At 66.0% G+C, this 26,735-nt stretch carries 22 protein-coding genes; 14 read left to right on the top strand and 8 right to left on the bottom strand.

The window, feature by feature from the left end; all coding sequences use genetic code 11:
- The first annotated feature begins 273 nt into the window (after nt 1-273).
- On the top strand, nt 274-3,708 hold the full coding sequence (locus tag QM685_RS20740) for an alpha/beta fold hydrolase (protein ID WP_415118790.1): 3,435 nt from the start codon (nt 274-276) through the stop codon (nt 3,706-3,708).
- Nucleotides 3,709-3,871: 163 nt separating this feature from the next.
- The gene (locus tag QM685_RS20735; RefSeq protein ID WP_415118788.1) at nt 3,872-4,654 is read left to right on the top strand and encodes a substrate-binding domain-containing protein; all 783 of its coding nucleotides are present in this window, start codon (nt 3,872-3,874) and stop codon (nt 4,652-4,654) included.
- A gap of 31 nt (nt 4,655-4,685) precedes the next feature.
- Here the strand turns inward: QM685_RS20735 and QM685_RS20730 are convergent, their stop codons facing one another.
- Entirely contained in the window at nt 4,686-6,110 is a 1,425-nt protein-coding gene (locus QM685_RS20730) for an FAD-binding oxidoreductase (protein WP_415118786.1), read from the bottom strand.
- Nucleotides 6,107-7,102, bottom strand: coding sequence for an isopenicillin N synthase family dioxygenase (locus QM685_RS20725; RefSeq protein ID WP_415118784.1), 996 nt, complete (start codon nt 7,100-7,102; stop codon nt 6,107-6,109). The genes QM685_RS20730 and QM685_RS20725 overlap by 4 nt, the downstream gene beginning before the upstream one ends.
- A gap of 329 nt (nt 7,103-7,431) precedes the next feature.
- On the opposite strand from QM685_RS20725, the gene QM685_RS20720 reads away from it, so the two are divergent.
- The 5 genes from QM685_RS20720 (at nt 7,432) to hutC (QM685_RS20700) (ending at nt 11,370) form a co-directional block, all read left to right on the top strand.
- Nucleotides 7,432-8,259 carry a transporter substrate-binding domain-containing protein gene (locus QM685_RS20720; protein ID WP_415118783.1) on the top strand — a complete coding sequence of 276 codons (828 nt, stop codon included), beginning with the start codon at nt 7,432-7,434 and terminating at the stop codon, nt 8,257-8,259.
- 74 nt (nt 8,260-8,333) lie between these two features.
- Nucleotides 8,334-8,984 (top strand): amino acid ABC transporter permease, encoded by a 651-nt coding sequence (locus QM685_RS20715; protein WP_415118781.1) that lies wholly within the window; start codon nt 8,334-8,336, stop codon nt 8,982-8,984.
- Nucleotides 8,985-9,011: 27 nt separating this feature from the next.
- Nucleotides 9,012-9,674: an amino acid ABC transporter permease gene (locus QM685_RS20710; protein WP_415118779.1), complete on the top strand. Its 663-nt coding sequence runs from the start codon at nt 9,012-9,014 to the stop codon at nt 9,672-9,674.
- 20 nt (nt 9,675-9,694) lie between these two features.
- Complete coding sequence (locus QM685_RS20705) at nt 9,695-10,561, top strand: amino acid ABC transporter ATP-binding protein (protein WP_415118777.1); 867 nt, start codon at nt 9,695-9,697, stop codon at nt 10,559-10,561.
- Nucleotides 10,558-11,370 carry a histidine utilization repressor gene (gene hutC / locus QM685_RS20700; RefSeq protein WP_415118775.1) on the top strand — a complete coding sequence of 271 codons (813 nt, stop codon included), beginning with the start codon at nt 10,558-10,560 and terminating at the stop codon, nt 11,368-11,370. The genes QM685_RS20705 and hutC (QM685_RS20700) overlap by 4 nt, the downstream gene beginning before the upstream one ends.
- A 21-nt stretch (nt 11,371-11,391) precedes the next feature.
- Here the strand turns inward: hutC (QM685_RS20700) and hutC (QM685_RS20695) are convergent, their stop codons facing one another.
- The 4 genes from hutC (QM685_RS20695) to QM685_RS20680 form a co-directional block, all read right to left on the bottom strand.
- Nucleotides 11,392-12,171, bottom strand: a complete 780-nt coding sequence (gene hutC / locus QM685_RS20695) for a histidine utilization repressor (protein ID WP_415118773.1) — start codon at nt 12,169-12,171, stop codon at nt 11,392-11,394.
- 117 nt (nt 12,172-12,288) lie between these two features.
- Complete coding sequence (locus tag QM685_RS20690) at nt 12,289-12,969, bottom strand: methyltransferase family protein (protein ID WP_415118771.1); 681 nt, start codon at nt 12,967-12,969, stop codon at nt 12,289-12,291.
- Between the two features lie 12 nt (nt 12,970-12,981).
- A complete protein-coding gene (locus tag QM685_RS20685) occupies nt 12,982-13,818 on the bottom strand; it encodes an arylamine N-acetyltransferase family protein (RefSeq protein ID WP_415118769.1) in 837 nt (278 codons plus the stop codon).
- A gap of 140 nt (nt 13,819-13,958) precedes the next feature.
- A complete protein-coding gene (locus tag QM685_RS20680; RefSeq protein ID WP_415118767.1) occupies nt 13,959-14,681 on the bottom strand; it encodes a hypothetical protein in 723 nt (240 codons plus the stop codon).
- A gap of 327 nt (nt 14,682-15,008) precedes the next feature.
- Between QM685_RS20680 and QM685_RS20675 the strand changes: the two genes are divergently transcribed.
- The 6 genes from QM685_RS20675 to QM685_RS20650 all read left to right on the top strand — a co-directional run bounded on the left by QM685_RS20675 (nt 15,009) and on the right by QM685_RS20650 (nt 22,992).
- Nucleotides 15,009-16,532, top strand: coding sequence for a carbohydrate porin (locus QM685_RS20675; RefSeq protein ID WP_415118765.1), 1,524 nt, complete (start codon nt 15,009-15,011; stop codon nt 16,530-16,532).
- Between the two features lie 121 nt (nt 16,533-16,653).
- Complete coding sequence (locus tag QM685_RS20670) at nt 16,654-17,805, top strand: hypothetical protein (RefSeq protein WP_415118763.1); 1,152 nt, start codon at nt 16,654-16,656, stop codon at nt 17,803-17,805.
- A 38-nt stretch (nt 17,806-17,843) separates the two neighbouring features.
- Nucleotides 17,844-19,169 carry an iron uptake transporter deferrochelatase/peroxidase subunit gene (gene efeB / locus QM685_RS20665; RefSeq protein WP_415118761.1) on the top strand — a complete coding sequence of 442 codons (1,326 nt, stop codon included), beginning with the start codon at nt 17,844-17,846 and terminating at the stop codon, nt 19,167-19,169.
- A 108-nt stretch (nt 19,170-19,277) separates the two neighbouring features.
- Nucleotides 19,278-20,309 carry an iron ABC transporter substrate-binding protein gene (locus tag QM685_RS20660; RefSeq protein ID WP_415118759.1) on the top strand — a complete coding sequence of 344 codons (1,032 nt, stop codon included), beginning with the start codon at nt 19,278-19,280 and terminating at the stop codon, nt 20,307-20,309.
- Nucleotides 20,310-21,914 (top strand): ABC transporter permease, encoded by a 1,605-nt coding sequence (locus QM685_RS20655; RefSeq protein WP_415118757.1) that lies wholly within the window; start codon nt 20,310-20,312, stop codon nt 21,912-21,914.
- Between the two features lie 22 nt (nt 21,915-21,936).
- Nucleotides 21,937-22,992 carry an ABC transporter ATP-binding protein gene (locus QM685_RS20650; RefSeq protein WP_415118755.1) on the top strand — a complete coding sequence of 352 codons (1,056 nt, stop codon included), beginning with the start codon at nt 21,937-21,939 and terminating at the stop codon, nt 22,990-22,992.
- A gap of 10 nt (nt 22,993-23,002) precedes the next feature.
- On the opposite strand, the gene QM685_RS20645 is transcribed toward QM685_RS20650, so the two are convergent.
- On the bottom strand, nt 23,003-23,893 hold the full coding sequence (locus QM685_RS20645; RefSeq protein WP_415118753.1) for a LysR family transcriptional regulator: 891 nt from the start codon (nt 23,891-23,893) through the stop codon (nt 23,003-23,005).
- Nucleotides 23,894-23,996: 103 nt separating this feature from the next.
- Between QM685_RS20645 and QM685_RS20640 the strand changes: the two genes are divergently transcribed.
- Nucleotides 23,997-24,917, top strand: a complete 921-nt coding sequence (locus QM685_RS20640) for a DMT family transporter (protein WP_415118751.1) — start codon at nt 23,997-23,999, stop codon at nt 24,915-24,917.
- A 343-nt stretch (nt 24,918-25,260) separates the two neighbouring features.
- On the opposite strand, the gene QM685_RS20635 is transcribed toward QM685_RS20640, so the two are convergent.
- Entirely contained in the window at nt 25,261-26,559 is a 1,299-nt protein-coding gene (locus QM685_RS20635; RefSeq protein WP_415119034.1) for an MFS transporter, read from the bottom strand.
- Nucleotides 26,560-26,735: the final 176 nt, after the last annotated feature.

Below are 26,735 nucleotides of genomic sequence, written 5' to 3'. Positions count from 1 at the left end.
GCCCGTGCAGCCGGCTCGCCAGAAAGCCGCATCACAGGCCACACAGAAAGCGATGGGACCTACGCATGACCGGCGGTCCGGTGGGGGACCGGCAACGGCCGCTCCGTCATGCATCCTGACACGTCGCACGCTACGGCTGCGCGCCCTCCACGGCGCGCTTTTTTTGCGCGCGCATTCCGCCTACGATAAAAAAGCTGCCGCCGCATGCCGTCTTTGTTCCGAAGCAAGGCTTCCGTCTCCCCACAACATCCCATTCCAGACGAGGTGGTCCTGATGAACCGCTTATCGAGCGCGCCGACGGCGCTGCAACGGCATTACGAGGTGGTCGTGATCGGTTCGGGCTACGGCGGCGCGATTGCCGCGAGCCGCATGGCGCGCGCGGGCCGCAGCGTGTGCGTGCTCGAGCGCGGACGCGAATTCATGGCCGGCGAATACCCGCGCACGCCGGTACAGGGGGCCGAGCAGATCCAGTACAACACGGCCGAGGCGCAGATCGGCTCGCCGCTCGCGCTGCTGGAAGTGCACGTGAACGAGGACGTCAACGCGGTGGTCGGCTGCGGTCTGGGCGGCACGTCGCTGATCAATGCGAACGTCGCGCTCGAAGCCGACCCGCGCCTGTGGGACGACCCGCGCTGGCCGGCCGCGCTGCGTCACGACAAGACCGGGCGCGACGAAGGCTACGCGCGCGCGCGAAAGATGCTGTCGCCGTCATCCGTGCCCGCGAACTTCCCGACGCTGCCGAAGCTGCAGGCGCTCGAAAAATCGGCGCAGGCGCTCGGCATGGCAAACCGCTTCAGCCGCCCGCCGATCACCGTCACGTTCAAGGAAGGCCCGAATGAGGCCGGTGTCGAGCAGCAGGCCTGTGTCGGTTGCGGCGATTGCAACTCGGGTTGCAACTACGACGCGAAGAACTCGACCCATATGAACTATCTGCCCGATGCGGTCGCGCATGGCGCACGGATTTTCACCGGCACGGCCGTGCATTCGGTGCTGCGCGATCCGGACACGCAGCAATGGAAGGTGAATTTCCAGCTCGTGGATCTCGGGCGCGAAAGCTATGACGCGCCGGATCTGTTCGTGCTGGCCGATATCGTCATCGTCGCGGCGGGCACGATCGGCTCGACCGCGCTGCTGCTGCGCTCGCGCAAAGCGGGCTTGAGCACGTCCGACCTGCTGGGGCAGCATTTCACCGGCAACGGCGACGTGCTCGCGTTCGCGTACAACACGAAAGAGACGATCAACGGCGTCGGCTGGGGCCCGCACAAGAAGGGCGACATTCCGGCGGTCGGGCCGACCATCACCGGTCTGATCGACAATCGCGATGAAAAATACGTGCCGAACGTCACGGACGGCTACGTGATCGAGGAAGGCTCGCTCGCCGGCGCCGTCGGCGAAGCGCTGGTCGCCATGCTCGGCGCGGTCGCGCCGCTCGAAGGCGTCGATGCCGCCGGGCCGCCGTCGCTGTCCGAGCGGATCGCCTACGAGGCGCGCTCGCTCGACAGCCTGATTCGCGGCCCGTATCACGGCGCGCTCAATCACACGCAAAGCTATCTCGTGATGGCGCACGACGACGAAAACGGCCGCATCACGATCGACGACACAGGCCGCGCGCGCCTCGAATGGAAGAACGCGGGCCGCCAGCCGGTCTTCCAGACGATCGAAAACGTGCTGATCAAGGCCACCGTGCCGCTCGGCGGCAAATACCTGCGCAACCCGATTTCGACGAAGATTCTCGGCCGGCGCACCGTCACCGTGCATCCGCTCGGCGGCTGCGGAATGGGTGAGGATGCGCAGCACGGCGTGGTCGATCATAGGGGCCGCGTGTTCAGCGGCGCGGCCGGCGACGCGGTACACGACGGCCTCTACGTGATGGACGGCGCCGTGATGCCGATGTCGCTCGGCGTGAATCCGCTGCTGACCATCTCCGCGCTCGCCGAGCGCAATTGCGCGCTGCTCGCGCAAGCGCATGACTGGCCGATCGATTACACGTCGAAGGGCACGGCCGCCGCGCCGCCCGCGCAGAAAATCGGCCTGCGCTTCACGGAGACGATGGTCGGCACTTACACCGGCACGCCCGCCCCGGCCGCGGCCGGCGAGCCCGCGAAGAGCCGGATCGAATTCACGCTGACGGTCGAATCGGACGATCTGGCCGATATGCTCGCCAACCCGGATCATCTCGCGCGCACGGCCGGCACGCTGACCTGCCCCGCGCTGTCCGCGCAACCGCTGACGATCACGGACGGCACCTTCAATCTGTTCATCGTCAATGCATCGGACGTGGACGAGCGCAACATGACTTACCACATGACGCTCAACGCGGCCGAGGGCAAGACCTACTATCTGACCGGCAAGAAGATCATTACCCGCACGTCGCCGATCAATCTGTGGGAGCAGACCAACACGCTGTATGCGGAGATTCGCGAGTCCGCGCGGGACGACGCGCCCGCGATCGGCACCGCGAAGCTGGTCATCACGCCGGAGAACTTCCTGAAGCAGCAGCGCACGCTCGAAGTCACGCATGCGCCCGATCTGAAAACGCGCCTCGAATGGACACTGAAGTTCGGCAGGTTCTTCGCGGGTGTGCTGTTCACCGAATACGGTGGGGTGGCCGCGCCATTGCAGTTCTACGATCCCAGCCTGCCGCCGCGCGCGAAGCGCACGCTGCGCGCGCCGCCGCCGCAAATCACGTTCTTCAAGACACCCGACGGCACGACGCTCAAGCTCACGCGCTACTTCGACCCGGGCGCCGGCAAGCCCGCGAAGCCGCTCCTGCTGATTCACGGCTCGGGCGTATCGAGCCGCATCTTTTCGACCGATCTGACGCCGACCAATCTCGTCGAATATCTGTGCGCATCGGGCTATGACGTGTGGCTCGTCGATCTGCGCGTGAGCATCGAGCTGCCGAGCGTGCTGGTGCCGACCAACGTCGACAAGGTCGCGCGCGAGGACATCCCCGCCGCGGTCGCGAAGATTCGCGAGCTGACCGGCGCGCCGAACATTCAGGTGCTCGGTCATTGCATGGGCGGGCTCGCGCTGAGCATGTCGCTGATGCATAAACTCGAGGGCGTGCGCTCGGCGGTCATTTCGCAGGTAGCCGCGCATCCGGTGCCGGGCACGCTGCAGCGCATCAAGGCCGGCTTGCATATTCCCGACCTGATGCAGCATCTGCGCGTGCGCGATCTGACTGCCTATACGCAGGAGGACTCGTGGCCCGCGAACCTGTTCGACGAGGCACTGCGCCTCTACCCGCTCGATCACGACGAAGGCTGCGGCAGTCCGATCTGTCATCGCGCGACGTTCCTGTACGGCCTGCTCTACGAGCACGAAAAGCTCAACGAAACGCTGCATGCGAACCTGCAGGAACTGTTCGGCATTCACGACGTGGCGGTCTTCAAGCATCTGGCCGCGATGGTGCGGGCCGGCAAGGTCGTCGATGCGAACGGCGACGACGTGTACCTGACCGGCGCGAACGGCACGAAAGGACTGGCGGGAATGCGTCTGCCGATCGGCTTTATTCACGGCGAGAAGAACGAGACCTATCTGCCCGAAAGCACCGCGCGCACCTACGACATGTTGCGCGAGCGCTTCCCCGAGCAGCCGTATGAGCGGCATCTGATTCCGGGCTATGGACACATCGACTGCATGTTCGGCAAGAACGCGGCGGTCGATGTTTACCCGGTGATCGTGCAGTATCTGAATGCGCATTGACGGCGGCGCCCTGCGTGGAGAGGCGCGGCGCGTTATCTGCGCGTGACGGGTTCTCGTCGCGCCCGCCTTCCGGTATGGTTCGTGTTGCGTTCCTGTTGCGCCACGCGCGGCCAGGCCCACACCCCGCTTTCGTCGCGCCTTCATTCACTTTGCACTCGATACGATGAAAAAATTCCTTCTGGCCTTGTTCACCGCCGGCCTGCTCGGCAACACCGTCGCCGCCACCAACGTACAGGCGGCGGAACTTCACGTAATGACCTCGGGCGGCTTCACCGCCGCCTATAAAGCGCTCGGGCCGAAGTTCGCGGCAACGACCGGCAACACGCTCGACACGATCCTCGGACCGTCGATGGGTCAATCGCCCGAAGCGATTCCGAACCGGCTCGCGCGCGGCGAATCCGCGGACGTCGTCATCATGGTCGGCTATGCACTCGACGATCTGATCAAGCAGGGCAAGGTCATCCCGGCTTCGCGCGTGGAGCTCGCCGATTCGCGCATCGGCATGGTCGTGCGCGACGGCGCGCCGAAGCCCGATATCAGCACGGTCGAAGGCTTGAAGGACGCGCTGCTGCACGCGAAATCGATTGCCTATTCGGACAGCGCGAGCGGCGTCTATATTCAGCGCGAGCTGTTCAAGCGGCTCGGCATCGAGGATCAGGTCAGCGCGAAAGCGAAGATGGTGCCGAAGATTCCGGTCGCGTCGGTGGTTGCGAACGGCGAATACGAAATCGGCTTCCAGCAGGTCAGCGAGTTGCTGCCGGTGAAGGGCGCGGCATTCGTCGGCAAGATTCCGGAGTCGGTGCAATCGGTCACGCGCTTTGCCGCCGGCATTCCGGTGAACGCGCCGCATCCGCGGGAAGCGAAGGCGCTGCTCGACTATCTGGCGTCGCCGGCCGTGCAGGAAACGGTTCGCTCGACCGGGCTCGATTCGGTCACCGCGCATTGACGATTGAAAACGGCGCGCGCCGCGCCCGACCTCAGAACAGCTTGCCCGGATTCAGAATGCCGCGTGGATCGAGCGCGTGCCTGATCGCGGTCATCGCCGCGAGTTCAGCGGGCGAGCGGGAAATCGGCAGGAACTCGCGCTTGAGCGATCCAATGCCGTGTTCCGCCGACACCGAGCCGTGCAACGGCCCCAGCATCTCGTAGACGAACGCATAGACCGCGTGATGATCGACGCCGGGCACCGAATGGCCGTCTACCGTCAGATGCAGATTCGAGTCGCCGATATGGCCGAAGAAATACGCTTCGTTGCCGGGCCAGCGCTGATCGAGTGCCGCGCGGCAACGGTCGACGAACGCGCCGATGCCGCCGATCGGCAGGCTCACGTCGAAGTTGATCGGATCGAGCCGGGCCGGAAACTCCGCCGTGCATTCGCGGATCGCCCATAACGCGCGTGCATCGGCAACCGACTGCGCGATCACCGCGTCGCGCAGCGCGCCCGCTTCGAGTGCATCGCTCAGCACTTGCGCAAAGCGTTCGCCGTCGTCGTCCGCATCGAAACCCGCGTGTTCGATCAGCGCATACAGCGGATGCGCTGCGTCGAACGGCGAGCGCGTGCCCGTCAGCTTCACGCCGAAGTCGTAGAAGTCCGGCCACATGATCTCGAACGCGCCGATGTCGTTGCCGAAGCGCGTCGCCAGATGGCGCAGCAGGCTCACCGCGGCATCGTAGTTATCGAGCGCGACGAGCGCCGTATGACGCGCCGCGCGCCGCGGATGCAATCGCAACACCGCGCGCGTGATCACGCCGAGCGTGCCCTCCGAGCCGATGAACCAGTGCTTCAGGTCGTAGCCGGTGTTGTTCTTGACCATCTTGCCGAGCGAGCTCAGCACGTCGCCGTTGGCCAGCACCACTTCGAGCCCGAGCACCTGGTCGCGCGCGGTGCCGGACTGGATCACGCGATTGCCGCCCGCGTTGGTCGCGAGATTGCCGCCGATCTGGCACGAGCCGCGCGCGCCGAGATCGAGCGCGAGTTCGAAGCCCGCTTCCCCGGCGGCCTCCTGCGCGGCCTGCAATGTCGTGCCGGCGCGCACGGTCAGCGTGGCCGACGCGGCGTCGAGTTCTTCGATGCCGGTCAGGCGTTCGAGCGACAGCGCGATATCGGTGGCGCGCGCGATCGCGCCGCCCGCCAGCCCGGTCATGCCGCCTTGCGGCACCACCGGTTGATACGCCGCGTGACAGATCGCGAGAGCGCGCGAAACTTCCTCCGTCGTGCGTGGCAGCAGCAGCGCCGCCGGACGCGTCGGCTCGTGACGCGTCCAGTCGGTCATCGCGTGTTCGCCGATCTGCTCGCCGACGCGCACCGCGTCCTCGCCAAGCGCGGCACGCAACGCGTCGAGCGTTGCCGCGAGCGGCGCGGTGGCCGGTGTTTCATCGTGAGTGATGCGCTGATCCGTCATGCAGGGGTCCCTTGTTGAGCCGAAGCCGAAGCGGCGTGTTTCTTGCGGTAGCCCATCGAGTCGTTGATGCGGCCGAGAATGTAGTCGCCCGCCGCGACCGGCTGGTATTTGACTTGCGCGTCGCTCGCGCCGAGTTCGCGCGGATCGACGAGCGCGCCGTAGGTCGGATCGTAGAACGTCGCGATCGAATAGCGCTCGCGCCCCGACGCATTGATCACGCGATGCAGCGTCGAGCGGAAGCGGTCGTTGGTCCAGCGCGCGAGCAGATCGCCGACGTTCACGACGAAGCTGCCTTCGATCGGCGGCGCGTCGATCCACGTATCGTTGGCGATTTCGCGCACCTGCAGGCCGCCCACCTGGTCCTGCCACAGCAGCGTGATGCAGCCGTAGTCGGTATGCGGCGCGACGCCGAACTGATCCTCGTCCGATTGCGGCGGCTGCGGCGGGTAATACACCATCTGTGTGCGCTGCATGCGCTTCGTGTAGCGTGGCGCGAAGAAGTTTTCATCGATGCCGAGACTCACCGCGACCGCGCGCAGCAGATCCGCGCCGCACGCGCCGACGGCCTCGTAATAGCCGTACAGCACCGGACGCAGCTCCGGCATGAAGTCCGGCCAGTTGTTCGGTCCGCGCAGCGCCTGGCCCGCCAGCACGTCGGGATCGTCTTCCGGCAACTCGAGCCCGATGCTGAAAAACTCCTTGTAGTCGGGACGCTTCGCCTGATACATCGTCGCGTCGCCGAGCGCATTGAAACCGCGATGCCGGTGATTGACCGCCGCGCGCCGCTTCGTGTCGACCGGGAACGCAAAGAACGTGCGCGCGGCCTGCGCGGCGGCGTCGATCGTCGCTTGCGGCACGCCGTGATTGACGATGTAGAAAAAGCCGATCGTCGTACACGCCTCGTGAATTTCCTTCGCGACGCGCCGTAGTGCGTGCGGGTCGCCCGCGCGTACGCCGGCAAGATCGATGATCGGAATGCGGGTCACGGACATCGCGCTGCTCCTTCAGGGATCGATGAATCGGTTGCATCGGCCGGCGCATCCGGCATCCGGCCGACGCAAGACGCGGCGCGAAGCGCTGCGAAGTCCAGCGCCACGCCGCTTTCATTGCAGTTGTATATACCGCCAAAAGCGCACCTGCAAGTTGCTTTACACACCTTCATATCAGGGCTTTTCTCTACTCACGCAAGCATTTATTTTTCGCCGGAAACGCGGTATATACTGCCGTGCATGAAGCGCGACGGGCGGCCCGTGCGCGACGCGCTCCGAAAACATTTCAACACCCCGACACCTCAACACCTGTTTGCTCCCCGGAGAATCCCATGCGTATCCTTGCAGGCTGGAAATCGAGTCTGGTCATGCTGGCGCTGTGCGCGGCAAGCGTCGCCGCCCACGCTGAAGACCAGCTCGCCAAAGTGAAGAAGGCCGGCGAACTGGTGGTCGGCACCGAAATGCAGTTCGCGCCGTTCGACTTCCTCGAGAACGGTCAACAGGCCGGCTTCAACAAGGATCTGTTCGCGGAGATCGGCAAGGAGCTCGGCGTGAAAGTGCGCTTCATCGACCTGCCGTGGCCGAGCGTGCTGCCGGGTCTCGAAGCAGGCAAGTTCGACATGGTGGGCGGCCCGTTGACGGTCACGAAGGCGCGCATGGAACGCTACACGTACACGCTGCCCGTCGCCGACGCGACCGACGCGCTGCTCAAGCGCGCGAACGATGCGTCGATCAAGCAGTCGGCGGATATCGCGGGCAAGACGGTCGGCGCGGGCAAGGGCACCGCGCAGCTCGACCAGTTGAAGAGCTATGTGGCCACGCTGCCGAAGCCGCCTGAAATCCGCGAGTACGTCGACAACAACCAGGCTTACGCGGACCTCGCCGCCGGCCGTATCGCGGCGGTCGCGAACTCGGTGACGAACATCGCGTATGTCGCGAAGCAGCGCCCGGAAATGTTCGCGGTCGTGCAGCCGCCGTTCGGCGCGAACGTGTACTTTGCGTATGCGCTACGCAAGGACGCCGACAGCAAGCCGCTCGCCGACGCGTTCAACGCCGCGCTCGTGAAGATGCACAACGACGGCCGTCTCGCCGCGCTGCAGAAGAAATGGTTCGGCGTCGCGATGGAGGTGCCGACCACGCTGCCCACGCCGAACTACTGAGCGTTCCCGATGCGGGCGATGCGCGCGTTGTCATCGCGCGCGTCGCCCTTCGTGTCTCACTGGCCGTCATCGTCATGTTCAACACGACCGTCTTCGTTCAGGGCCTGCCGCTGCTGCTGCACGCGGCGCTCGCCACCATCGGCATTTCGCTGACGGGGCTCGTGATCGGCTTCTTCGTCGGCATCGGCGTGTGCACCGCGCGGCTTTCGCGGCATCGCGCCGCGCGTCTCGCGGGGGGCGCCTATGTGTTCTTCTTTCGCGGCGTGCCGATGCTCGTGCAACTGCTGCTCGTGTACTACCTGCTGCCGTTCGCGGGCATCAACGTGTCGCCGATCGTCGCCGCGATCAGCGCGGTGTCGTTGTGCTCCGCGTCGTATATCGCCGAAATTCTGCGCGGCGGCTTTCTGAGCATTCCGCCGGGGCATCTCGAAGCCGCGCGCATGCTCGGGCTGTCGCCGCTCGATACGCTGCGGCGCATTCTGGTGCCGCAGGCGTTCCGCCTGACGCTGCCGTCGCTCGTCAACGAAATGGTGCTGCTGATCAAGGCGTCGTCGCTGATCTCGGTGGTCGGCGTCGCCGAAATCACCCGCACCGCGCAGAACATCGCCGCGAGCACGTACCGGCCGCTCGAAGCGTATGTGGCGGCCGGGCTCATCTACTTCGTGATCTGCGGTTCGCTCGCGCTCGTCGCGCACGCCGCGGAATACCGTTTGCGGCACGCCTGATCGCCCCGCGCTCACCCGAACCCCGCCATGCAAACGTTCGACCCCACCGTCATCACGCACAACCTGCAGCCGATCGCCGCCGGCCTCGCGACGACGCTCGTCACCTGGGCCGCGGGGGTCGCGATCGGTCTCGTGATCGGCTTTCTGATCGCGGTGCTGCAACTCTTCTGCGGACGCTGGGTGCGCGGCGCGCTGCGCGTCTATATCGAGCTATTTCGCGGCACGCCGTTTCTCGTGCAACTGTTTCTGCTGTACTACGGCGGCCCGTCGTTCGGCCTCACGCTCGAACCGATGACGGCCGGCATACTCGGCCTCGGCCTGTACGGCAGCGCGTATTTCGCCGAAGCGTTCCGCTCCGGCTTCCAGTCGGTGCCGCGCGGCCATCTCGAAGCCGCGTCGTGCCTCGGGCTCACGCGCTGGCAGGCGATCCTGCGCATCCAGGCACCGCAGATGCTGGTGCTGATCGTGCCGGCGCTGACCAACCTGATCATCGTATTGAGCAAGGAAACCGCGGTGCTGTCGATCGTCACCGTGCCCGAACTCACGTTCGTGCTGACCGGCATCGGCTCAGCCACGTTTGCTTTCGTCGAAACCCTGCTGGTGCTGTGCGTGTGCTACCTCGCGCTGGTCGAGCTGACCTCGCGCGCGGGCATGTGGGCCGAAACCCGCCTCGCGCGCTTCATGGCATGATCCAGGATCTGGAAACACCTATGAACGCCATCACCGACATGCCCTCTTCCGCGTCTCCCGCCATCGTCCCGGCGCACGCCGCGCCGCTGATCGAAGTGCGCGATCTGCGCAAGCGCTTCGGTGACGTCGACGTGCTGCGCGGCGTCGATCTGGAGATCGCGCGCTCGGAAGTGGTCTGCATCATCGGGCCGTCCGGTTCGGGCAAGAGCACGCTGCTGCGCTGTATCGCGGCGCTCGAAACCTACGATCAGGGCGACGTGCGCATCGAAGGCGAACTGCTCGGCTATACCGAGCGCAACGGCCGCCGCGTGCGCGCATCGCAGGGCGAAATCAATCGCGTGCGCCGCAACGTCGGCATGGTGTTCCAGCAGTTCAACCTGTGGCCGCACATGACCGCGCTCGGCAACGTGATGGAGGCGCTGCTGCGCGTGCGGCGGCTGTCGCGCGACGAAGCGCGCCGCCGCGCGAATGCGATACTGGAGACGGTCGGCCTCGCGCAAAAGGGCGACGCGTATCCGGCGAAACTGTCGGGCGGCCAGCAGCAGCGCGTCGCGATTGCGCGCGCGCTCGCAATGGAACCGCACATCATGCTGTTCGACGAGCCGACCTCGGCGCTCGACCCCGAACTCGTCGGCGAAGTGCTGCAGGTGATGAAGCAGCTCGCGCGCGACGGCATGACGATGGCCGTCGTCACGCATGAAATGGGCTTTGCCGCGCAGGTCGCCGACAAGGTCGTGTTCATCGACCAAGGGCGCATTGCCGTGCAGGGCAAGCCGCGCGAAGTCTTTCACGATGCCGCCCAGCCGCGTCTGCGACAATTCCTGCAGAACTATTTCGACCGCAATGCGTTCTGGACGCGCGGCCCCGACGACACCCAGCCGATATGAGCTCGACCCTTCGCTCCAAGCCTCGCGGCAAACTCGCTGCTCACGCGCCGGGCACCGCGGCGCGGACCGCGCGCACGACCGACGACGCGCCGGCCGCGCGCTACGAGCAGGTCAAGCAGCATATCCGCCAGATCATCGAGTCGGGCCAGCGTCAGGCGGGCGATCGTCTGCCGTCCGAACTGGATCTCGTCGCGACGCTCGGCGTCTCGCGCATGACGGTCAATCGAGCGCTGCGCGAACTCGCCGACGCGGGGCTCGTCACGCGCGTGTCCGGCGTCGGCACGTTCGTCGCGCCGAACAAGCCGCAATCGACGCTGCTGATGATCGCCCATATCGGCGACGAGATCCGCTCGCGCGGCCATGCGTATCGTTGCGACATGACGCTGTTGCAGCGCGAGACCGCGTCGGTAACGGTGTCGAATGCGTTGGGGCTGCCGCCCGGCGCATCGGTGTTTCATGTGATCTGCGTGCACCGCGAGAACGGCCTGCCGGTGCAGCTCGAGGATCGCTACGTGAATCCGGCCGTCGCACCGGATTTCCTGCAGCACGATTTCTCGGCATTGAAGCCCTCCGAGTATCTGCTGACGGTCGTGCCGATGCACGATCTCGAACATGTTGTCGACGCGGCGCTGCCGACATCCGCCGAGGCCGAGCTACTGGAAATCCACCCGGAAGAACCCTGCCTCACGCTGACGCGCCGCACGTGGACGGGCGGCGTGGCGGTGACGTTCGCGCGTTTCGTGCATCCGGGCTCGCGCTATCGGCTCGGCTGCCGTTTTTCGCCAAGTACGTCGCAGCGCCAGGGTTGAAGATTGAAGCGCGGGTTGGGATTACACCGTCCCCGCCAGATGAAAACGCGACGCCGGATGCCATAGCCGCACCGACGTCGCGACGTTCTCGCCGACCCACGTGCGCCGCCACAGCAGCAGACACGGCTCGCCGATCTCCATCATCAGATGCCGGCGCACGTAGGCGTCCGGCTTTTGCGCATAGATGCGAAACTCGGCGCGCTGCACCGGCGCGAGCCGCATCATGTAGTGATTCGGCGTTTCGACCGAAAAGTCCTGCTGAAGATATTCCGGAAACACCTTCGGATTGACGTAGCGGTCCTCGTACTGGATCGGCTCGTCTTCTTCGCTGTGCACGATGCACGAGTGAAACACCGGGCCGCTCGCGAGACCGAGTGCTTCGAGCGCATCGGGGTCGTCGCCCGGTTCGAGCGTCAGCACGCGCGCCGCATGGCGATGACCGCGCGCGGCGATTTCATCGGCGATATTGCGGATCTCGAGTACCGTCGATTCATACCGCTGCGGCGCGACGAACGTGCCCGAGCCTTGCACGCGCGTGAGCACGCGCTCGGCGGTCAGCTCGCGCAGCGCGCGCGACACCGTCATGCGCGCGACGCCGAATTCCTTGACCAGCTCCGTTTCGGAAGGGATCAGTCCGCCCGGCTTCCATTCGCCGTCGCTGATGCGCTGCATCACGTAGCGCTTGATCTGTTCATAGGCGGGCATCGCCTTGACCGGCGTGTCGCGATTGCGTTCGGCGGGGTTCTGCTTCTGCCCGGCCTGTGCGGCGGGCGCCTTGTGCGCCTGTGTAGTTGTTTTCACTCCAAACCTCGTGGGTGGTACGCCGGTCGTACATGTTGTATGCCGTGGCCGAATTCTCCGGCGGCCGGACCCAATCTTACCCGCTTCGACGCTGGCGGCGAGCGTTTTGTCGGCGCGCTACCAGATAAACGGCACGAAGCGGTAGCGCACCCGTTCCATGTATTGCAGGTAGCCGTCGAGCTGTTCGGCGAGCATGCGTTCCTCGCGCACCGCGCGCCAGGCGAAGCCGTACGCCATCACCGGCAGCGCGACGAGTCCCCACCACGAGCCGAGCATCAGCGGCGTGCCGAGAAAGAACAGCAGTGCGGCCGCATACATCGGATGACGGACATACGCATAAGGACCGGTGTCGGCGACCTTGTGCCCGCGGCTCGCCTGGATCTTCACGATCGGCGCCGCATAGCTGTTCGCGCGGAATACGAAACGGCACAGCACGATGCACAGGAACACGCACAGCGCGCCGAAGCTCACGAGCCCGAGCGGCAACGGCGCGGACCAGCGAAAGCGCATCGCGTCGAAGCCCATCAGGATCATCCAGCCGACCCACACGATTCCGAGCGCGGCCACGAACAGACGATCCCAGCGGCTCTGCTGCGCCTGCACGAACGGCGCGAGCCGTTCGGCGAGCAGCGCGGGATCGTAACGCGCGAGCCATGAGCCGAGCCACAGGCTCAACAGCGCCAGCTCGATCAGATACCACCACGCGGCCGGCCACGCGAGCGTCCCGGCCGCGCCGAACAACAGCACGCCCATGAAGACGAGCCATGCGAGCGACTGCAGGATCATGCGCGTGAGCATCGCGGCTCTCCTTTATGCGGTGTCCTCGCGCGTGCGCACGCGCTCGAATACATCGGCGATATCGATGCCCTCGAGGTTCAGGCCGAAGCGCTCGCGCAGACAGTCCGCCAGTTCGGCGGCGCTCGCGATGCGCCGCTCGGTGACGAGCTGCCCCGCGCCGTCGCGTTCGCTCAACTGGTCGTTGAACAGCGTGGCGCGCACGTCGGACAACACGCGGCACACCATCAGGTTATGCGCGAACACCGAGTCCGGCGACGCCGACGTGTACCAGTTCGAGGTTTCGTAATCGATCCATTCGACCGGGCACAGATCGAAGCGATAGACGCGCGCCCAGCTTTCGCCGGGTATCTGCACTTCGAGATACAGCATGTCGTGTCCGGCGTCGGCGAGACGGAACGTGCCGAGCGGAATCGGTTGCGCGAGCCCCGCGATCAGACGCAGCGGAGCGGTGAGCGTCACGCTGCCGAAGCCGACGTCGGCGATCCACGCATCGCCGTCGATATCGATGCGCAGCACCATATGCGTACGCGGCGGGATCGCGCCGGACTCGCGGCCCCATAGCACGCGCCCGAGCATCGGCGTGATCCTGAAACCGAGCTGCATCAGCACGTTTGCGAACAGCGTGTTCTGTTCGAAGCAGTAGCCGCCGCGTTGTTCGGCGACGAGCTTGCGCTCGACCGATTCGAGATCGAGCCTGACCGGACGGCGCGTGAGCGGATTCAGGTTCTCGAACGGGATTGCCGCGGGATGCAGCCGGTGAATCGCCCGCAGCACGTCCAGCGTGGCCGCGCGCGGGCCGGTGTAGCCGATGCGGGCGAAGTAGTTGTCCAGATTGACGGTATGAGACATCGGCGGAGTTCCGGTTGGGTTGCGGATTCGGCGCTCGCGGGCCGGCGCAAACGATCATAGCCGCTTTCGACGCAGGCGCGGCATGGGGTGGCGATGCCGAAGAGCAACGTATTTCCGTAACCCCGCCATGACCGTCGCGCCTACATCCCCTTCAACGCCGACGTCGCGATCGACGGCACCGTAATGCCGTGGCTCGACGCGAACTGCACGGCCGAGCTGAGCGTCGACATCAGCGACTGCAACTGCCCCGGCGCCGACTGCGCGATATACGATGCGCTTTGCGCGGTCTGCGGATTCACGCCCGATTGCAGCAGCGCGGTCGGACTCATCTGACCGATGCCGCCGAGCCCCGACTTCAGGCTCGAATACTGGCTCACGCCCTTGCCGAGCGACGATAGTCCATCGGTGAACGCCTGCTTGTCGACCGGTGCCGACGACGCGCCGCCGCTCGCGTGGCTCGCGAACGCATCGGTCAGCTTCTGCGACAGCGACTGCTGCGTGCTGCCCACCTGCGTCAACTGACTCACCGACGGCGTGCCGCCGCTCAACAGACCCGCCGCCTGTTGCGCCTGGCCGGCCGCGCCCGACATGCCCATCGCCGACGCGAGGCTCGATTGGCCGCTCAATACCTGCTGATTCGCGCCCACGTAGTTCTGCAACAACTGCGACACGCCGCCCGAGGAAGCGCTGGCTGAATTGCCGCCCAGCGCATTGCCGAGCATGCCGGCCGCCCCGCCTCCCGCCGAATTGTCGCCGCCGCCGCCGACACCGAACTGCTTCAGGTTCAACTGCGCCTGCGCCGCGCCGCCCGTCAACAGACCGGCGCTCGTCAGCAGCGAAATCAGAAGAATGCGTCGATTCATTTCCATCTCCTTACTTAGGGCTTTCGGGTTAATCGTGCGCTTCGACACGCGACGTCACGACACGTTCTGTATGACCACACCAATACGATCTATTTACATAGTTATTAACGATCGATTACGCGCTAATGCCATTTATGGGTAGTCCGTAAATCATTGATTTACATGTCAGTAATATTGATGAGAATCGTTCTCATTTGTGTTGACTCTGTCAATTCGCGTGCGTACGATCACGCCATCTACTGCCCGGTATCCCGGGAATACGCGAGTTCGCGCCAGGCAGTCGCAACGTTGCTCAGATCAGTCGAAACTACACTAATAAGGATCTCGATGAAGTTCGCTCAACTCAATGGAGTGCGCTCCCGCGCGCGTCCTTTTTGCGACCCCTCGGCACGCACCGGCGCAACTCATCGTACGCGTTTGCCCTCGATGCGGCGCGTCGCTCTGTGCACGGCCCTCGCGTGGGCCTCGCTGACCGCCAACGCGGTGATGGCCGAGACCAATCCCGATGCGAATCCGGAAGCGCCCGAAGCCGACCTGAAAATCCAGGCGACCCAGACGAACCAGTGGACCGGTTTCTGGAATCGCGAACAGATGCTCGGCGACATCGGCGGTCTGCGGCCGTGGCTCGGCAAATACGGCGTGACGTTCCAGCTCACCGAAACCAGCGAAGTGCTCGCCAATCTGCGCGGCGGTCTCGCGCGCGGCGCCGACTACGACGGCCTCACGACCGCCACCGTGCAGATGGACACGCAAAAGGCATTCGGTCTGCCGGGCGGCCTCTTCAACGTCAGCGCGCTGCAGATTCACGGCGCCAACCTGAGCGCAAACAAGCTCGGCACGCTGAACACGGCGAGCGGCATCGAAGCCGATGACGCGACGCGTCTGTGGGAACTCTGGTATCAGCAGTCGTTCCTGAACAAGCGCGTCGACGTCAAGATCGGTCAGCAGAGTATCGATCAGGAATTCATCACGAGCTCGTATGCGGCGCTGTTCCTCAACACGATGTTCGGCTGGCCCGCGCTGCCCTCGTACGACATGCCGTCGGGCGGCCCCGCCTATCCGCTTTCGGGCCTCGGCGTGCGGGTGCGCGGCCAGATCACGCCGTCGCTGACCGCGCTCGCCGGCGTGTATTCGGGCGACCCGCTCGGCAACAATCCCGACAACATGAGCGGGACGAACTTCAACCTGCACAACGGCGCGTTGTGGATCGGCGAACTGCAATACTCGATCAACCAGCCGGCCGAGGGTGAAATGGTCGGCATGGGCAACAACGGTCTGCCGGGCACGTACAAGATCGGCGTCTGGTACAACACCAACAAGTTCGCGGATCAGCGTTACGACAGCACGGGTCTGTCGCTCGCGAATCCGGCGTCGAGCGGCAATCCCGCGAATCACAGCGGCAACTACAGCATTTACGCGGTCGCCGACCAGATGATCTGGCGTCCGGACCCCGACGAGCCGCGCAGCCTCGGCGTCTTCGCGCGCGTGATGGGCGCGCCGGGCGACCGCAATCTCGTGAGCCTCGCGGCCAACCTCGGCATCGTGCTGAAGGCGCCGTTCAAGGGCCGCGACGACGACAGCGCCGGCCTCGCGTTGACCTACATCAAGGTCGGCAATCACGTGAACGGACTCGATCAGGACTTCCGCGCCTTCAGCGGCGGCCCGTACGGCGTGCGCACGAGCGAAACCGCGCTCGAGGCGACCTATCAGTACCAGGTCAATGGATGGTGGCAACTGCAGGCCGACGCGCAATACACTTTCAATGCCGGCGCCGGCCAGAATCCGAACGACCCGACGCAGCCGCTGCGCAATACGTTCGTCGTCGGCGTGCGGACCATAATCAATTTCTGATGCCGCCCGCGGCGACCCCATCCGCAACTACACGCAACCATACGCAACCGGACCAGCAACTTCCCATGCTTTCGATCCTCATCGCCATCACCGCTTTGTGCACCCGCACGGAGGCCCAATCGTGAACCAACCCACGCGCAAGTTTTCGCCGCGCGCCGCGCGGGCCCTGATCGCCGCAACAGCAGGCGCCGCCGTTCTCGCGACGGCCGCCAGCGCATACGCCGAGCCGCAAGGCTTCCTCGAAACCGTCAAGCATCACACGACGCTGATCAACACCGTGCCCGATAACGGCGACCAGAACCCGTACGCGATCGTGGTCGCGCCGGTCAGCGCCGGCACGATCAAGAAAGGCGACGTGCTGGTCGGCAACTTCAACAACTCGACGAACCTGCAGGGCACCGGCAGCACGATCGTCAACTATCACCCGGACACCAAACAGATGACGGTGTTCGCGACCGTGCCGCGCGACCTGAAGGAATGCCCGGGCGGCATCGGCCTGTCGACCGCGATGACGATGCTGAAGTCGGGCTGGGTGATCGTCGGCAGCACGCCGAGCAACGACGGCACGACCGGCACCAAGGGCGCCGGCTGCCTGATCGTGATCGACCCGCAGGGCAAGATCGCGTCGACGATCACGAGCCCGAACATCAACGACCCGTGGGGCAACATGGCGGTCGTCGATAACGGCACGAGCGCGACGCTGTTCGTCAGCAACGCGGGCTTCGGCGTCGGCGGCGCGGACGGCAATCCACCGGTGTTCAAGCAGGCCACCGTGCTGCGCCTCGACCTCGACGTGCCGGAAGGCAAGCCGCCCGTCGTGAAGAAGGAAACCGTGATCGGCAGCGGCTTCGGCGCGCAGGCCGACAAGGGCGTGTTCCTCGTCGGGCCGACCGGCCTCGCGCTGTCGGCCGATCAGAAACTGCTGTACGTGTCCGACGCGATCGGCAACCGCATCACCGAAATCGACGATCCGCTCACGCGCGACACCAGCGCGGGCGTCGGCCGCGAGCTGACCGCCGACGGCCTGCTGCACCGTCCGCTCGCGATGGCCACCGCGCCGAACGGCCACCTGCTCGTGACCAACGCGCTGAACGGCCAGGTGGTCGAGATCGACCCCGCGACCGGCAAGCAGATCTACGCACGCTGGATCGATACCGACAAGGCGCAATCGCCGCCGGGCAACGGCGACCTGTTCGGCATCGCAATGACGCCGGAAGGCGACGGCTTTTACTACGTCGAAGACGACGTGAATACCCTGGTGCTCGCGAAGTAAACTACGAGTATCAAAAGCTTCATGAAGGTGAAGTGATCATGACAAACGATCAACCCCCACGGCCGTCACGGCGCGGCTTTCTGAAGGCCGGCGGCGCCGCGGTGGCGGCCGGCGCGAGCCTGGGTACCACACTCGGCGCCGGCCTCACGACGCCGCAGACGGCGCTCGCGAAAGCACCGGCGCATAGCGCGCAGAGCAGCGACCCGCAGCTCGCGGTCGAGCCGTTCTACGGCGCGCATCAAGGCGGCATCGTCACGCCGCAGCAGAGCCACGCCTACGTCGCCGCGCTCGATCTGACCACCGACAAGCGCGACGACGTGATCGCGCTGCTGCGCACCTGGACCGAAGCGGCCGCGCATCTCACCCAAGGCGGCACGGCCGCCGCGCTGCCGGCGGGCAACGCCGGCGACAACCAGGCGGCGCCCGACTCCGGCGACGTGCTCGGCATCGGCCCGTGCGGTCTGACGATCACGTTCGGCTTCGGCCCCGGCCTCTTCACGCAGGACGGCAAGGACCGCTACGGGCTCGCCTCGCGCCGCCCCGCCGCGCTCGTCGATCTGCCGCGCTTCAACGGCGATCAACTGATCAAGGAGAAGACCGGCGGCGACCTCTTCATCCAGGCGTGCGCGAACGATGCGCAGGTCGCGTTTCATGCGGTGCGGCAACTGACGCGCCGCGCGTATGGCGTCGCGACGATGCGCTGGGGCCAGGCCGGCTTCCTGTCGGGTCCGCGCGGCCAGACGCCGCGCAATCTGATGGGCTTCAAGGACGGCACCAACAATCCGTCGATCGCGAAGCCGGATCTGATGAACCAGTTCGTGTGGGCCCGCGCGACCGACGACGCGCCGTGGATGGAAGGCGGCACCTATACGGTCGTGCGCCGCATCCGCATCACGCTCGAACACTGGGACAACATGGAGCTCGGCTTCCAGGAGCAGGTGTTCGGCCGCCACAAGTACAGCGGCGCGCCGATCGGCGGCAAGAACGAGTTCGACCCGGTGGACCTGAAAGCGGAAGACAAGGACGGCAATCCGATGATTCCGGAGAACTCGCACGTGCGTCTGTCGAATCGGGACAGCAACAACGGCGCGCAGATTCTGCGCCGCTCGTATTCGTATAACGAAGGCACCAACTTCTATATCGAGCGCTGGCCGCCGTGGCGCCAGGAAACCGAGTACGACGCGGGGCTGATTTTCATCGCGCATCAAAGCGACCCGCGCACCGGCTTCATCCCGATCAACAACCGCCTCGCGAAGTTCGACATGATGAACCAGTTCACGACGCACGTCGGCAGCGCGATTTTCGCGGTGCCGCCGGGCGCGAAGCCGGGTTCGTACATCGGCGCGGGGCTGTTCGAGACCTGACGCACGCAGTCGCCATCCGATTCGTCATGCAAGCCGCGTGATTCACGGAGTGCCGTGAATCACGCGCACCATCCATCAATCCATACCAACACAACGGACGTCCTGAACATGGCTCATTCCTGGTTTGCCACCCGCCTGCGCGCGCTCGGCGGCGTAGCCGCGCTCACCCTCACCGCTATCGCGACGATGCCGTCGGCGGCCCATGCGGCCTCGATCACGCTGTACAACGCGCAGCACGAGCAGGTCGTCAATCTGCTCGCGAAAGACTTCGAGAAGGAATCGGGCATTTCGGTGAAAATCCGCAGCGGCGAAGGCCCGGCGCTCGCCGCGCAGATCGTCGCGGAAGGCGCGGCGTCGCCCGCCGACGTGTACTTCACGGAGAACTCGCCGGAGCTGATGCTGCTGGAAGAGAAAGGGCTGCTCGCCAAGGTCGACGCGGCGACGCTCGCCGCGGTGCCGGCGCGCTTCAGCTCGCCCACCGGCGTATGGGTCGCGGTGACCGCGCGTGAAAACGTGCTCGCGTACAACACGGCGAAGCTGCAGCCGTCGCAACTGCCGCAATCGCTGTTCGATCTCGCGAAGCCGGAATGGAAAGGCAAGGTCGGCATCGCGCCGAGCGACGGCGACTTCCTGCCGCTCGTGAGCGCGGTGCTCGCGCTGAAGGGCGAAGAGCAGACGCTCGCATGGCTGAAAGGCCTGAAGACCAACTCGCAGATCTTCGACGACGACGAAGGCGTGGTGGCCGCGGTGAACCGCGGCGCGGTCGTGACCGGTCTGATCAACAACTACTACTGGTCGCGCCTGCATGCGGAAATCGGCGACGCGAAAACCCGCAGCGCGATCTATCACTTCGGCCACGGCGACGCGGGCGCGCTCGTCAACGTGTCCGGCGCGGCCGTGCTGAAGTCGGCGCACAACCCCGACGGCGCGCAGAAGTTTCTCGCGTACCTGGTCAGCGAACGCGCGCAGCAGTTGATGGCGAATAGCCACGTGATGTTCGAGTATCCGCTGCACGCGGGTGTCGCGCCGGACCCGGCGCTCAAGCCGTTCGCCGAACTGAATCCGCCCGCGCTGACGATCCAGCAGCTCGGCGACGATAGCCAGGCCGGCAAGCTGCTGCGCCAGGCTGGTCTGCTGTAAATGAGCGAAGCACTGTCAGCCGGTCCGCCGGCTGTCCCTACCGTCCCGGCGCGCGTGCGTACGCGCGCGCCGCGCGGTCTGTTCGCGGCGGCGGCACTCAGCGCTTTGCTGGTGCTGCTGCCGATTGCGTTTACGTTCTGGCGCGCGGCGAGCTTCGGCATCGGCGACGCGCTCGATCTGATCTGGCGCCCGCTCGTCGGCGAACTGCTCGTCAACACGGTGCTGATCACCATCGCGACCACGCTCGTATGCGCGGCGATCGGCACGGCCGCCGCGTGGTTCGTCGAGCGCACGCATCTGCCCGGACGCCGCGCGTGGGCCGTGCTGTGCGCCGCGCCGCTCGCGATGCCGGCGTTCATTTCGAGCTATGCATGGGTGTCGCTCAGCGAAGATCTGCAGGATTTCAACGGCGCGCTGCTCGTGCTCACCTGCGCGTATTTCCCGCTCGTCTATCTGCCGGTCGCCGCCGCGCTGCGCGGCATGGACCCGGCGCTCGAGGAAAGCGCGCGCGCGCTCGGCTGCAACCGCTGGAGCAGTTTCACGCGCGTCGTGCTGCCGCAACTGCGCCCGGCGCTGCTCGGCGGCATGCTGCTCGTCGCGCTCGGCGTGCTGTCCGAGTTCGGCGCGTTCACGCTGCTGCGCTATCGCACCTTCACGACGCAGATCTACGCGGAATTCCGCACCAGTTTCGACGGCGGCGGCGCATCGCTGCTGGCCTGCCTGCTGATCGCGATCTGTCTCGTCGTGCTCGCGTTCGAGTTTCGCGTGCGCGGCACCGCGCGCTATGAGCGCGTCGATCGCGGCGCGCGCCGCGCGGTGCTGCGCTACGAACTCGGCGCGTGGCGCTGGGTCGTCGTCGCGGGCTTCGCGCTGCTCACACTCGCGACGCTCGGCGTGCCGCTCGGCATGATCGGCTTCTGGCTCACGCAGCCGGGCGCGGCCGCGGTAACACCCGCCGACGTGTCGCCCGAACTGCTGCTGAACGCGACCTTGTCGTCGCTCGGCTTCGGCCTCGCCGCCGCGCTGCTGACCACGCTGCTCGTCGTGCCGCTCGCGTTTCTGCTGGTGCGTTATCCGACGCGGTTCGCGACGCTGTTCGAACGCAGCGTGTTTCTCGCGCAGGGCGTGCCGGGGCTCGTCATCGCACTGGCGATCGTCTCGCTCGCGGTGCATGCGCTGCAGCCGCTTTATCAGAGCGCGACGCTGCTCGTGATCGCGTACGCGATCCTGTTCATGCCGGTCGCGCTCGTCAGCGTGCGCGCCGCGTTCATGCAGGCGCAGCCGCGCCTCGAGGAAACCGCCCGCGCACTCGGACTGAACTGGACGCAAACGCTCGTGCGCGTGGTGCTGCCACTCGCGGGCCCCGGACTCGGCGCGGCCGCGGCGATGGTGTTCATCTCGGTCGTCACCGAGCTGAACGCGACGCTGCTGTTGTCGCCGCTCGACACGCGAACACTCGCGACCCAGGTGTGGGCCGACACGTCGACGATGGCGTTCGCCGCGGCCGCGCCGTATGCAGCGCTGCTCACCGGCATTTCGCTGGCCGCGTCGGGGCTGCTGTTCATGCTGTTCGGCCGCTCGGCGCTGCTCGGCGAACACCGTTGAATCGATTTAATTGCGGATTTTCATGAGCGAACTTCGTATCCGCGGACTGCGGAAAGCGTTCGACGGCCACCCGGTGCTGCACGGCATCGATCTGTCGGTCGAGCGCGGCACCCTGCTCGCGCTGCTCGGTCCGTCGGGCAGCGGCAAGACCACGCTGCTGCGGCTGTTGTGCGGCTTCGAACGCGCGGACGGCGGCAGCGTCGAGATCGACGGCCGGCGGGTGGCCGGCGACGACCTGCACGTGCCGTCGGAACAGCGCCGCATCGGCTACGTGCCGCAGGAAGGCGCGCTGTTTCCGCATCTGTCGGTCGCGGACAACATCGTGTTCGGCCTGCCGCGCACGCAGCGCCGCGCGCGCCATCGCGTCGCCGAACTGCTGGAGCTGGTCGGCCTGCCCGCGCATTTCGGCGAGCGAGCGCCGCAGCAACTGTCCGGCGGTCAGCAGCAGCGCGTCGCGCTCGCGCGTGCGCTGGCTCCCGCGCCGACTCTGGTGATGCTCGACGAACCGTTCTCGTCGCTCGACGCCGCGTTGCGCGTCGAAACCCGTCATGCGGTGGCGAGCGCGCTCGCCGCGGCCGGCGCGACCGCGGTGCTGGTCACGCACGATCAGGCTGAGGCGTTGTCGCTCGGACACGAAGTCGCGGTGCTGTGGAACGGCCGGCTGATTCAAACCGCGACGCCTGAAACGCTGTACCGCAGGCCGGTGACGCGCGAGCTCGCGTCGTTCGTCGGCGAGGCGGTGTTGCTGCCGGGCGACGCGCGCCAGGATCGCGTGAGTTGCGAGCTGGGCGAGTTGACGTTGGTCGCGCCGCCCGGCAACGGTGCGGTCGACGTGATGCTGCGTCCCGAGCAGATCCGTTTGCTGCGCGCCGGCGAGAGCGCGCGGAGCGGCGCCGCGCACGATGCGCTCGTCACCGACGTGATCTTCCAGGGGCAAGATGCGAGTGTCGCGCTGCAATTGCAGTCCGCCACGCACACGATGGTGCGCGCGCGCGTGCCGGGGTATCTGTGTCCGCGCGCGGGCGACCGGGTGAGAATTGCGGTGGACGGGGACGTGACCGCTTATTTGCGCGGCTGACCGTCGTGCTTCATCCTGCCGCCGCCCCCACGCCCCGCCCCGGCGTACGCAGCGACAGATCCTGCACCATCTGCTGCGCCAGATAATCGCAGGTCGGCCTGTCCGACTTCGCGCTGCGCGCGACCACGATATCGAGCGGCGCGATCTTCGGCAGCCCCTGCGCGTCGCCGAGAATCGCGAGCCGCGGCGGCACGCTGCAACGCGTGAGCGCGATCACCGACAAACCCGCATCGACGGTCGCGACGAGCCCCATCAGGCTCGCGCTGCTGAACGCCGCGCGATAGCGGATGCGCGCGGCGTCGAGCGCGGCCAGCGTATGCTGCCGCGCGAGGCAGCCCGGCTCGTACAGTCCCACCGGCAACGGCGACACCGCGAGCACCGGCGTATCCACCGACGCCCCTACCCACACCATCGGCTCGCTGCGCACGAATTCGCCGCGCAGCTTGCGGTCGCGCGTGACGAACGCGAGGTCGATCTTGTTGTCGGCGAGCATCGGCGCGAGCGCCGTGCTTTGCGCGCAAACGATCTCGATCTCGACGTGCGGATACAGCGTCGCGAAGCGCCGCAACACCGGCGACAGCAGCGACGACACGTAATCGTCCGGCGCGCCGAGCACCACACGCCCTGTCACCTCCGGCCGCACGATCGCGGACCACGCCTCCTCCTGCAGCGCGAGCGAGCGCCGCGCGTATTCGAGCAGCGTATTGCCGGGCCGCGTCAGCGACAGGCTGCGCGTGTTGCGCGCGAACAGCGTCGTGCCGAGCATCGCTTCGAGCCGCTTGATCTGCATGCTGACCGCCGCCTGCGAGCGATGCACGTTCGCGGCCGCCTTCGTGAAGCTGCCCGCGTCCACGACCGCGACGAAGCTGCGCAACAGGTCGATGTCGAATTCAGGGTTCACGATTTATCAATCCAGCTTATGGAATTGCTCAATTTAATTCGTTTGTGACTGGGCCGCAAGCCGCGCAATACTCGGGGCCATCACTTCACTGGAGTTGTTGCGCATGTCTCTCACCTCGCGTCAACACGGCGCGATCATGCTGGCAAGCGGCGGGCTGCTGATGGGCACGCTCGGCGTTTTCGTCGAGGAAGCGCGGCTCGATGCGCTGACGCTGGTGTTCTTTCGCTGCCTGTTCGGCTTTCTGTCGCTCGCCGCGTATTGCGCGTGGAAGGGCTTTTTCACGCGCGCGCAGTTCACGCGTCGCACGGTCGTGCTCGCGCTGATCTCCGGGGTATTGATGGTCACGCAGTGGGTCGGCTTTTTCGACGCGATTCACCGCACCAGCATCGCGGTCGCGACCGTGGTGTTTCATGTGCAGCCGTTCTGGGTCGTGCTGATCGGCGCGGCGCTCTTCAACGAGCGGCTGGGCACGGACCGGCTCGGCTGGATCGCGACCGCGTTCGTCGGGCTCGTGCTCGCATCGGGCGTGGTCGCGACCGATCATCTTCAGGGCCATACGCGCTATCTGATCGGCCTCGGCGAAGCGCTGTTCGGCTCGCTGCTTTACGCAGCCGTGACCCTGATCGCGAAGAGTCTCGGCGAGCTGCGCCCGCATCTGCTGACGCTCGCGCAGTGCGCGGTCGGCGTGGTGTGCCTGCCGCTCATCGCGCCGCTCGTCGCCCCGCTGACGCTTACGCATATCGGCCTGCTGCAGTGGTTCTGGCTGATCGGCATGGGCGTGCTGCACACGGGATTGTCGTATGTGCTGATTTACGGCGCGCTGCCGAAGCTGACCACGCCGGTAATCGCGGTGCTGCTGTTCGTTTATCCGCTGACCGCGATCGTGGTGGATGCGGTGGTGTACGGCCGCGCGCTGTCGCTGCCGCAACTCGCCGGCATGGTGCTGATCGTCGCGGCGAGCCTCGGCGTCAACCTCGGCTGGCCGCTGCTGTCGCTGCTGCATCCCAGGGCCTGTTCACGCTAATAACGGGCTTGCGCTGGCCGCCAGAAGGGCCGAGCGCAAGGATGCGACGAAGCGAATACCCGACGTATTCGCGAGGAGCATGACGCCGCGATCGGCCCTTCTGGCGGCCAGCCCGCGATCCATTTTTTTAGTCAGGGGAACATGCCTTTGCGCCCACAGTGCTGCGTCGCTCGTCGCTTGTTTGGCGGAGCCAAACGGCGCTCCTCCCTCCTTGCACTGCGAGCGCAAAGGCATGTTCGCAAGTCCGTTATTAGCGTGAACAGGCCCTGGGGCGGGTAGCCACGCGAAGTAAGCTGCACCGCCCGCCTTGAATCCGCGCGGACCTGACCTCACCGCGCGAACCTCACTGCGGCAGCGTCTCGCCCTTCGTCTCAGGCGCGAACGGAATCACGAACAGGCCGATCACGAACGCAATCGCCGTCAACGCGACCGGCACCCCGAGCGTCTGCATATGCAGCACCGCGGCACCCAGCAGGAAGTTGACGCCGGCGCCGATAAACCGCCCGAACGACGTGCAGAACGCGAACGCGGTCGCCCGTACGCGGGTTTCGAACTGCTCCGGCAGCCACAGGCTGAACAGCGCGAAATTGCCGCCGAAGAAGCCGAGCACGAACAGCCACGCGATGAACGGCGCGAGCCCGTTCGGCAGATAGAACGCCCAGCCGAAACTCGCCGCGATCGACACCGCCATGCCCGCGAAATACACCGCGAGCGTCCGCTTGCGGCCGATGCGCTCGGCAAGCGGCGGCAGCGCGAGACAGCCGAGGATCGTGCCGATCGACAGCAGCCCCGTGGCGAGCGACGCGGTGCGGATCGAATCGGCCTTCGACATGCCGGCGCGCGCCGCGAGCTGAATCACCGCGGACGGTTCATACACCGCGCCCGCCCACAGACCGATGATCGCAATCGTCAACAGAATGCACGCGACCCACGTGCGGCGCCGGTAAGCCGGCCCGAGGATTTCGCGCAGCGGCTTCACGCGCGCGGTATTCGCCTCGGCCTTCTGCCACTTCTCCGGCTCCTTCACGCGCAGCAGGATCAGAATCGCGACCACGACCGGCACCGCGCCGGTCAGGAACATCGCACGCCAGCCGAAATGCACGCCGATCGTGTAATTGAGCGCGGCGGCGAGAAAGAAGCCCGCGTAGTAGCCGGTCTGCAGATAACCGGCGCCCATCTTGCGACGATCCTCCGGCCACGCCTCGGCCACGTAGGTGCCCGCGAGCGCCCATTCGCCGCCGATCCCGACGCCGGCAATGAAACGATAGATACCGAGCTGCCACACATTGGTCGAGGTGGCCGCGAGTCCCGTGAAAATCGCGAACGTGAAGATCGTGGCGGCGAGCACCTTGGTGCGGCCGAAGCGATCGGCGAGCGGCCCCCAGATGAACGACAACCCCCAGCCGACGAGAAACAGCGCGAACAGGATCGAGCCGGCAAGACCGACGTTCGACGGCGTCGCCGCGAAGCCGGAGCGCGGCAGCAATTCGGTGAGCGCCGGCGTGAGCACCAGCGCGTAAATGAACGAGTCCATGCCGTCGAGCGTCCAGCCGGCCCACGCTCCCCAGAACCCTGCGATCTGCGAACGATTGAGCGGTGTGCGCCGCCGCGCGGCCGCGCCGCGGTCGGTCAGTGTATTCATCATGCTCCTCCAGCCTACGATGGCGAACGTAACGAAAAACAACGGGGTGCGCGCTTGTTGATAGCCCGGCGAGGTCCTCATACTCCTCGTGAAGAGGACCGCGCGCGAGCCTGGCGGGAATCTGGGCGCAACTTCTTCCGACGAATTTTTCCGGCTGACTTTTTCCGGGTTTGCCC

This window comes from Paraburkholderia sp. (genome assembly GCF_047605525.1).
GTDB lineage: Bacteria > Pseudomonadota > Gammaproteobacteria > Burkholderiales > Burkholderiaceae > Paraburkholderia.
Note: the sequence above shows the minus strand (reverse complement) of the source record. Positions and strands in the feature narration are given on the sequence as shown.

Coding starts and splice junctions, on each gene's coding strand:
- QM685_RS20740 (WP_415118790.1), top strand. CDS start 274: ATGAACCGCTTATCGAGCGCGCCGACGGCGCTGCAACGGCATTACGAG.
- QM685_RS20735 (WP_415118788.1), top strand. CDS start 3,872: ATGAAAAAATTCCTTCTGGCCTTGTTCACCGCCGGCCTGCTCGGCAAC.
- QM685_RS20730 (WP_415118786.1), bottom strand. CDS start 6,110: ATGACGGATCAGCGCATCACTCACGATGAAACACCGGCCACCGCGCCG.
- QM685_RS20725 (WP_415118784.1), bottom strand. CDS start 7,102: ATGTCCGTGACCCGCATTCCGATCATCGATCTTGCCGGCGTACGCGCG.
- QM685_RS20720 (WP_415118783.1), top strand. CDS start 7,432: ATGCGTATCCTTGCAGGCTGGAAATCGAGTCTGGTCATGCTGGCGCTG.
- QM685_RS20715 (WP_415118781.1), top strand. CDS start 8,334: ATGTTCAACACGACCGTCTTCGTTCAGGGCCTGCCGCTGCTGCTGCAC.
- QM685_RS20710 (WP_415118779.1), top strand. CDS start 9,012: ATGCAAACGTTCGACCCCACCGTCATCACGCACAACCTGCAGCCGATC.
- QM685_RS20705 (WP_415118777.1), top strand. CDS start 9,695: ATGAACGCCATCACCGACATGCCCTCTTCCGCGTCTCCCGCCATCGTC.
- hutC (WP_415118775.1), top strand. CDS start 10,558: ATGAGCTCGACCCTTCGCTCCAAGCCTCGCGGCAAACTCGCTGCTCAC.
- QM685_RS20690 (WP_415118771.1), bottom strand. CDS start 12,969: ATGCTCACGCGCATGATCCTGCAGTCGCTCGCATGGCTCGTCTTCATG.
- QM685_RS20685 (WP_415118769.1), bottom strand. CDS start 13,818: ATGTCTCATACCGTCAATCTGGACAACTACTTCGCCCGCATCGGCTAC.
- QM685_RS20680 (WP_415118767.1), bottom strand. CDS start 14,681: ATGAATCGACGCATTCTTCTGATTTCGCTGCTGACGAGCGCCGGTCTG.
- QM685_RS20675 (WP_415118765.1), top strand. CDS start 15,009: ATGAAGTTCGCTCAACTCAATGGAGTGCGCTCCCGCGCGCGTCCTTTT.
- efeB (WP_415118761.1), top strand. CDS start 17,844: ATGACAAACGATCAACCCCCACGGCCGTCACGGCGCGGCTTTCTGAAG.
- QM685_RS20660 (WP_415118759.1), top strand. CDS start 19,278: ATGGCTCATTCCTGGTTTGCCACCCGCCTGCGCGCGCTCGGCGGCGTA.
- QM685_RS20655 (WP_415118757.1), top strand. CDS start 20,310: ATGAGCGAAGCACTGTCAGCCGGTCCGCCGGCTGTCCCTACCGTCCCG.
- QM685_RS20650 (WP_415118755.1), top strand. CDS start 21,937: ATGAGCGAACTTCGTATCCGCGGACTGCGGAAAGCGTTCGACGGCCAC.
- QM685_RS20640 (WP_415118751.1), top strand. CDS start 23,997: ATGTCTCTCACCTCGCGTCAACACGGCGCGATCATGCTGGCAAGCGGC.
- QM685_RS20635 (WP_415119034.1), bottom strand. CDS start 26,559: ATGAATACACTGACCGACCGCGGCGCGGCCGCGCGGCGGCGCACACCG.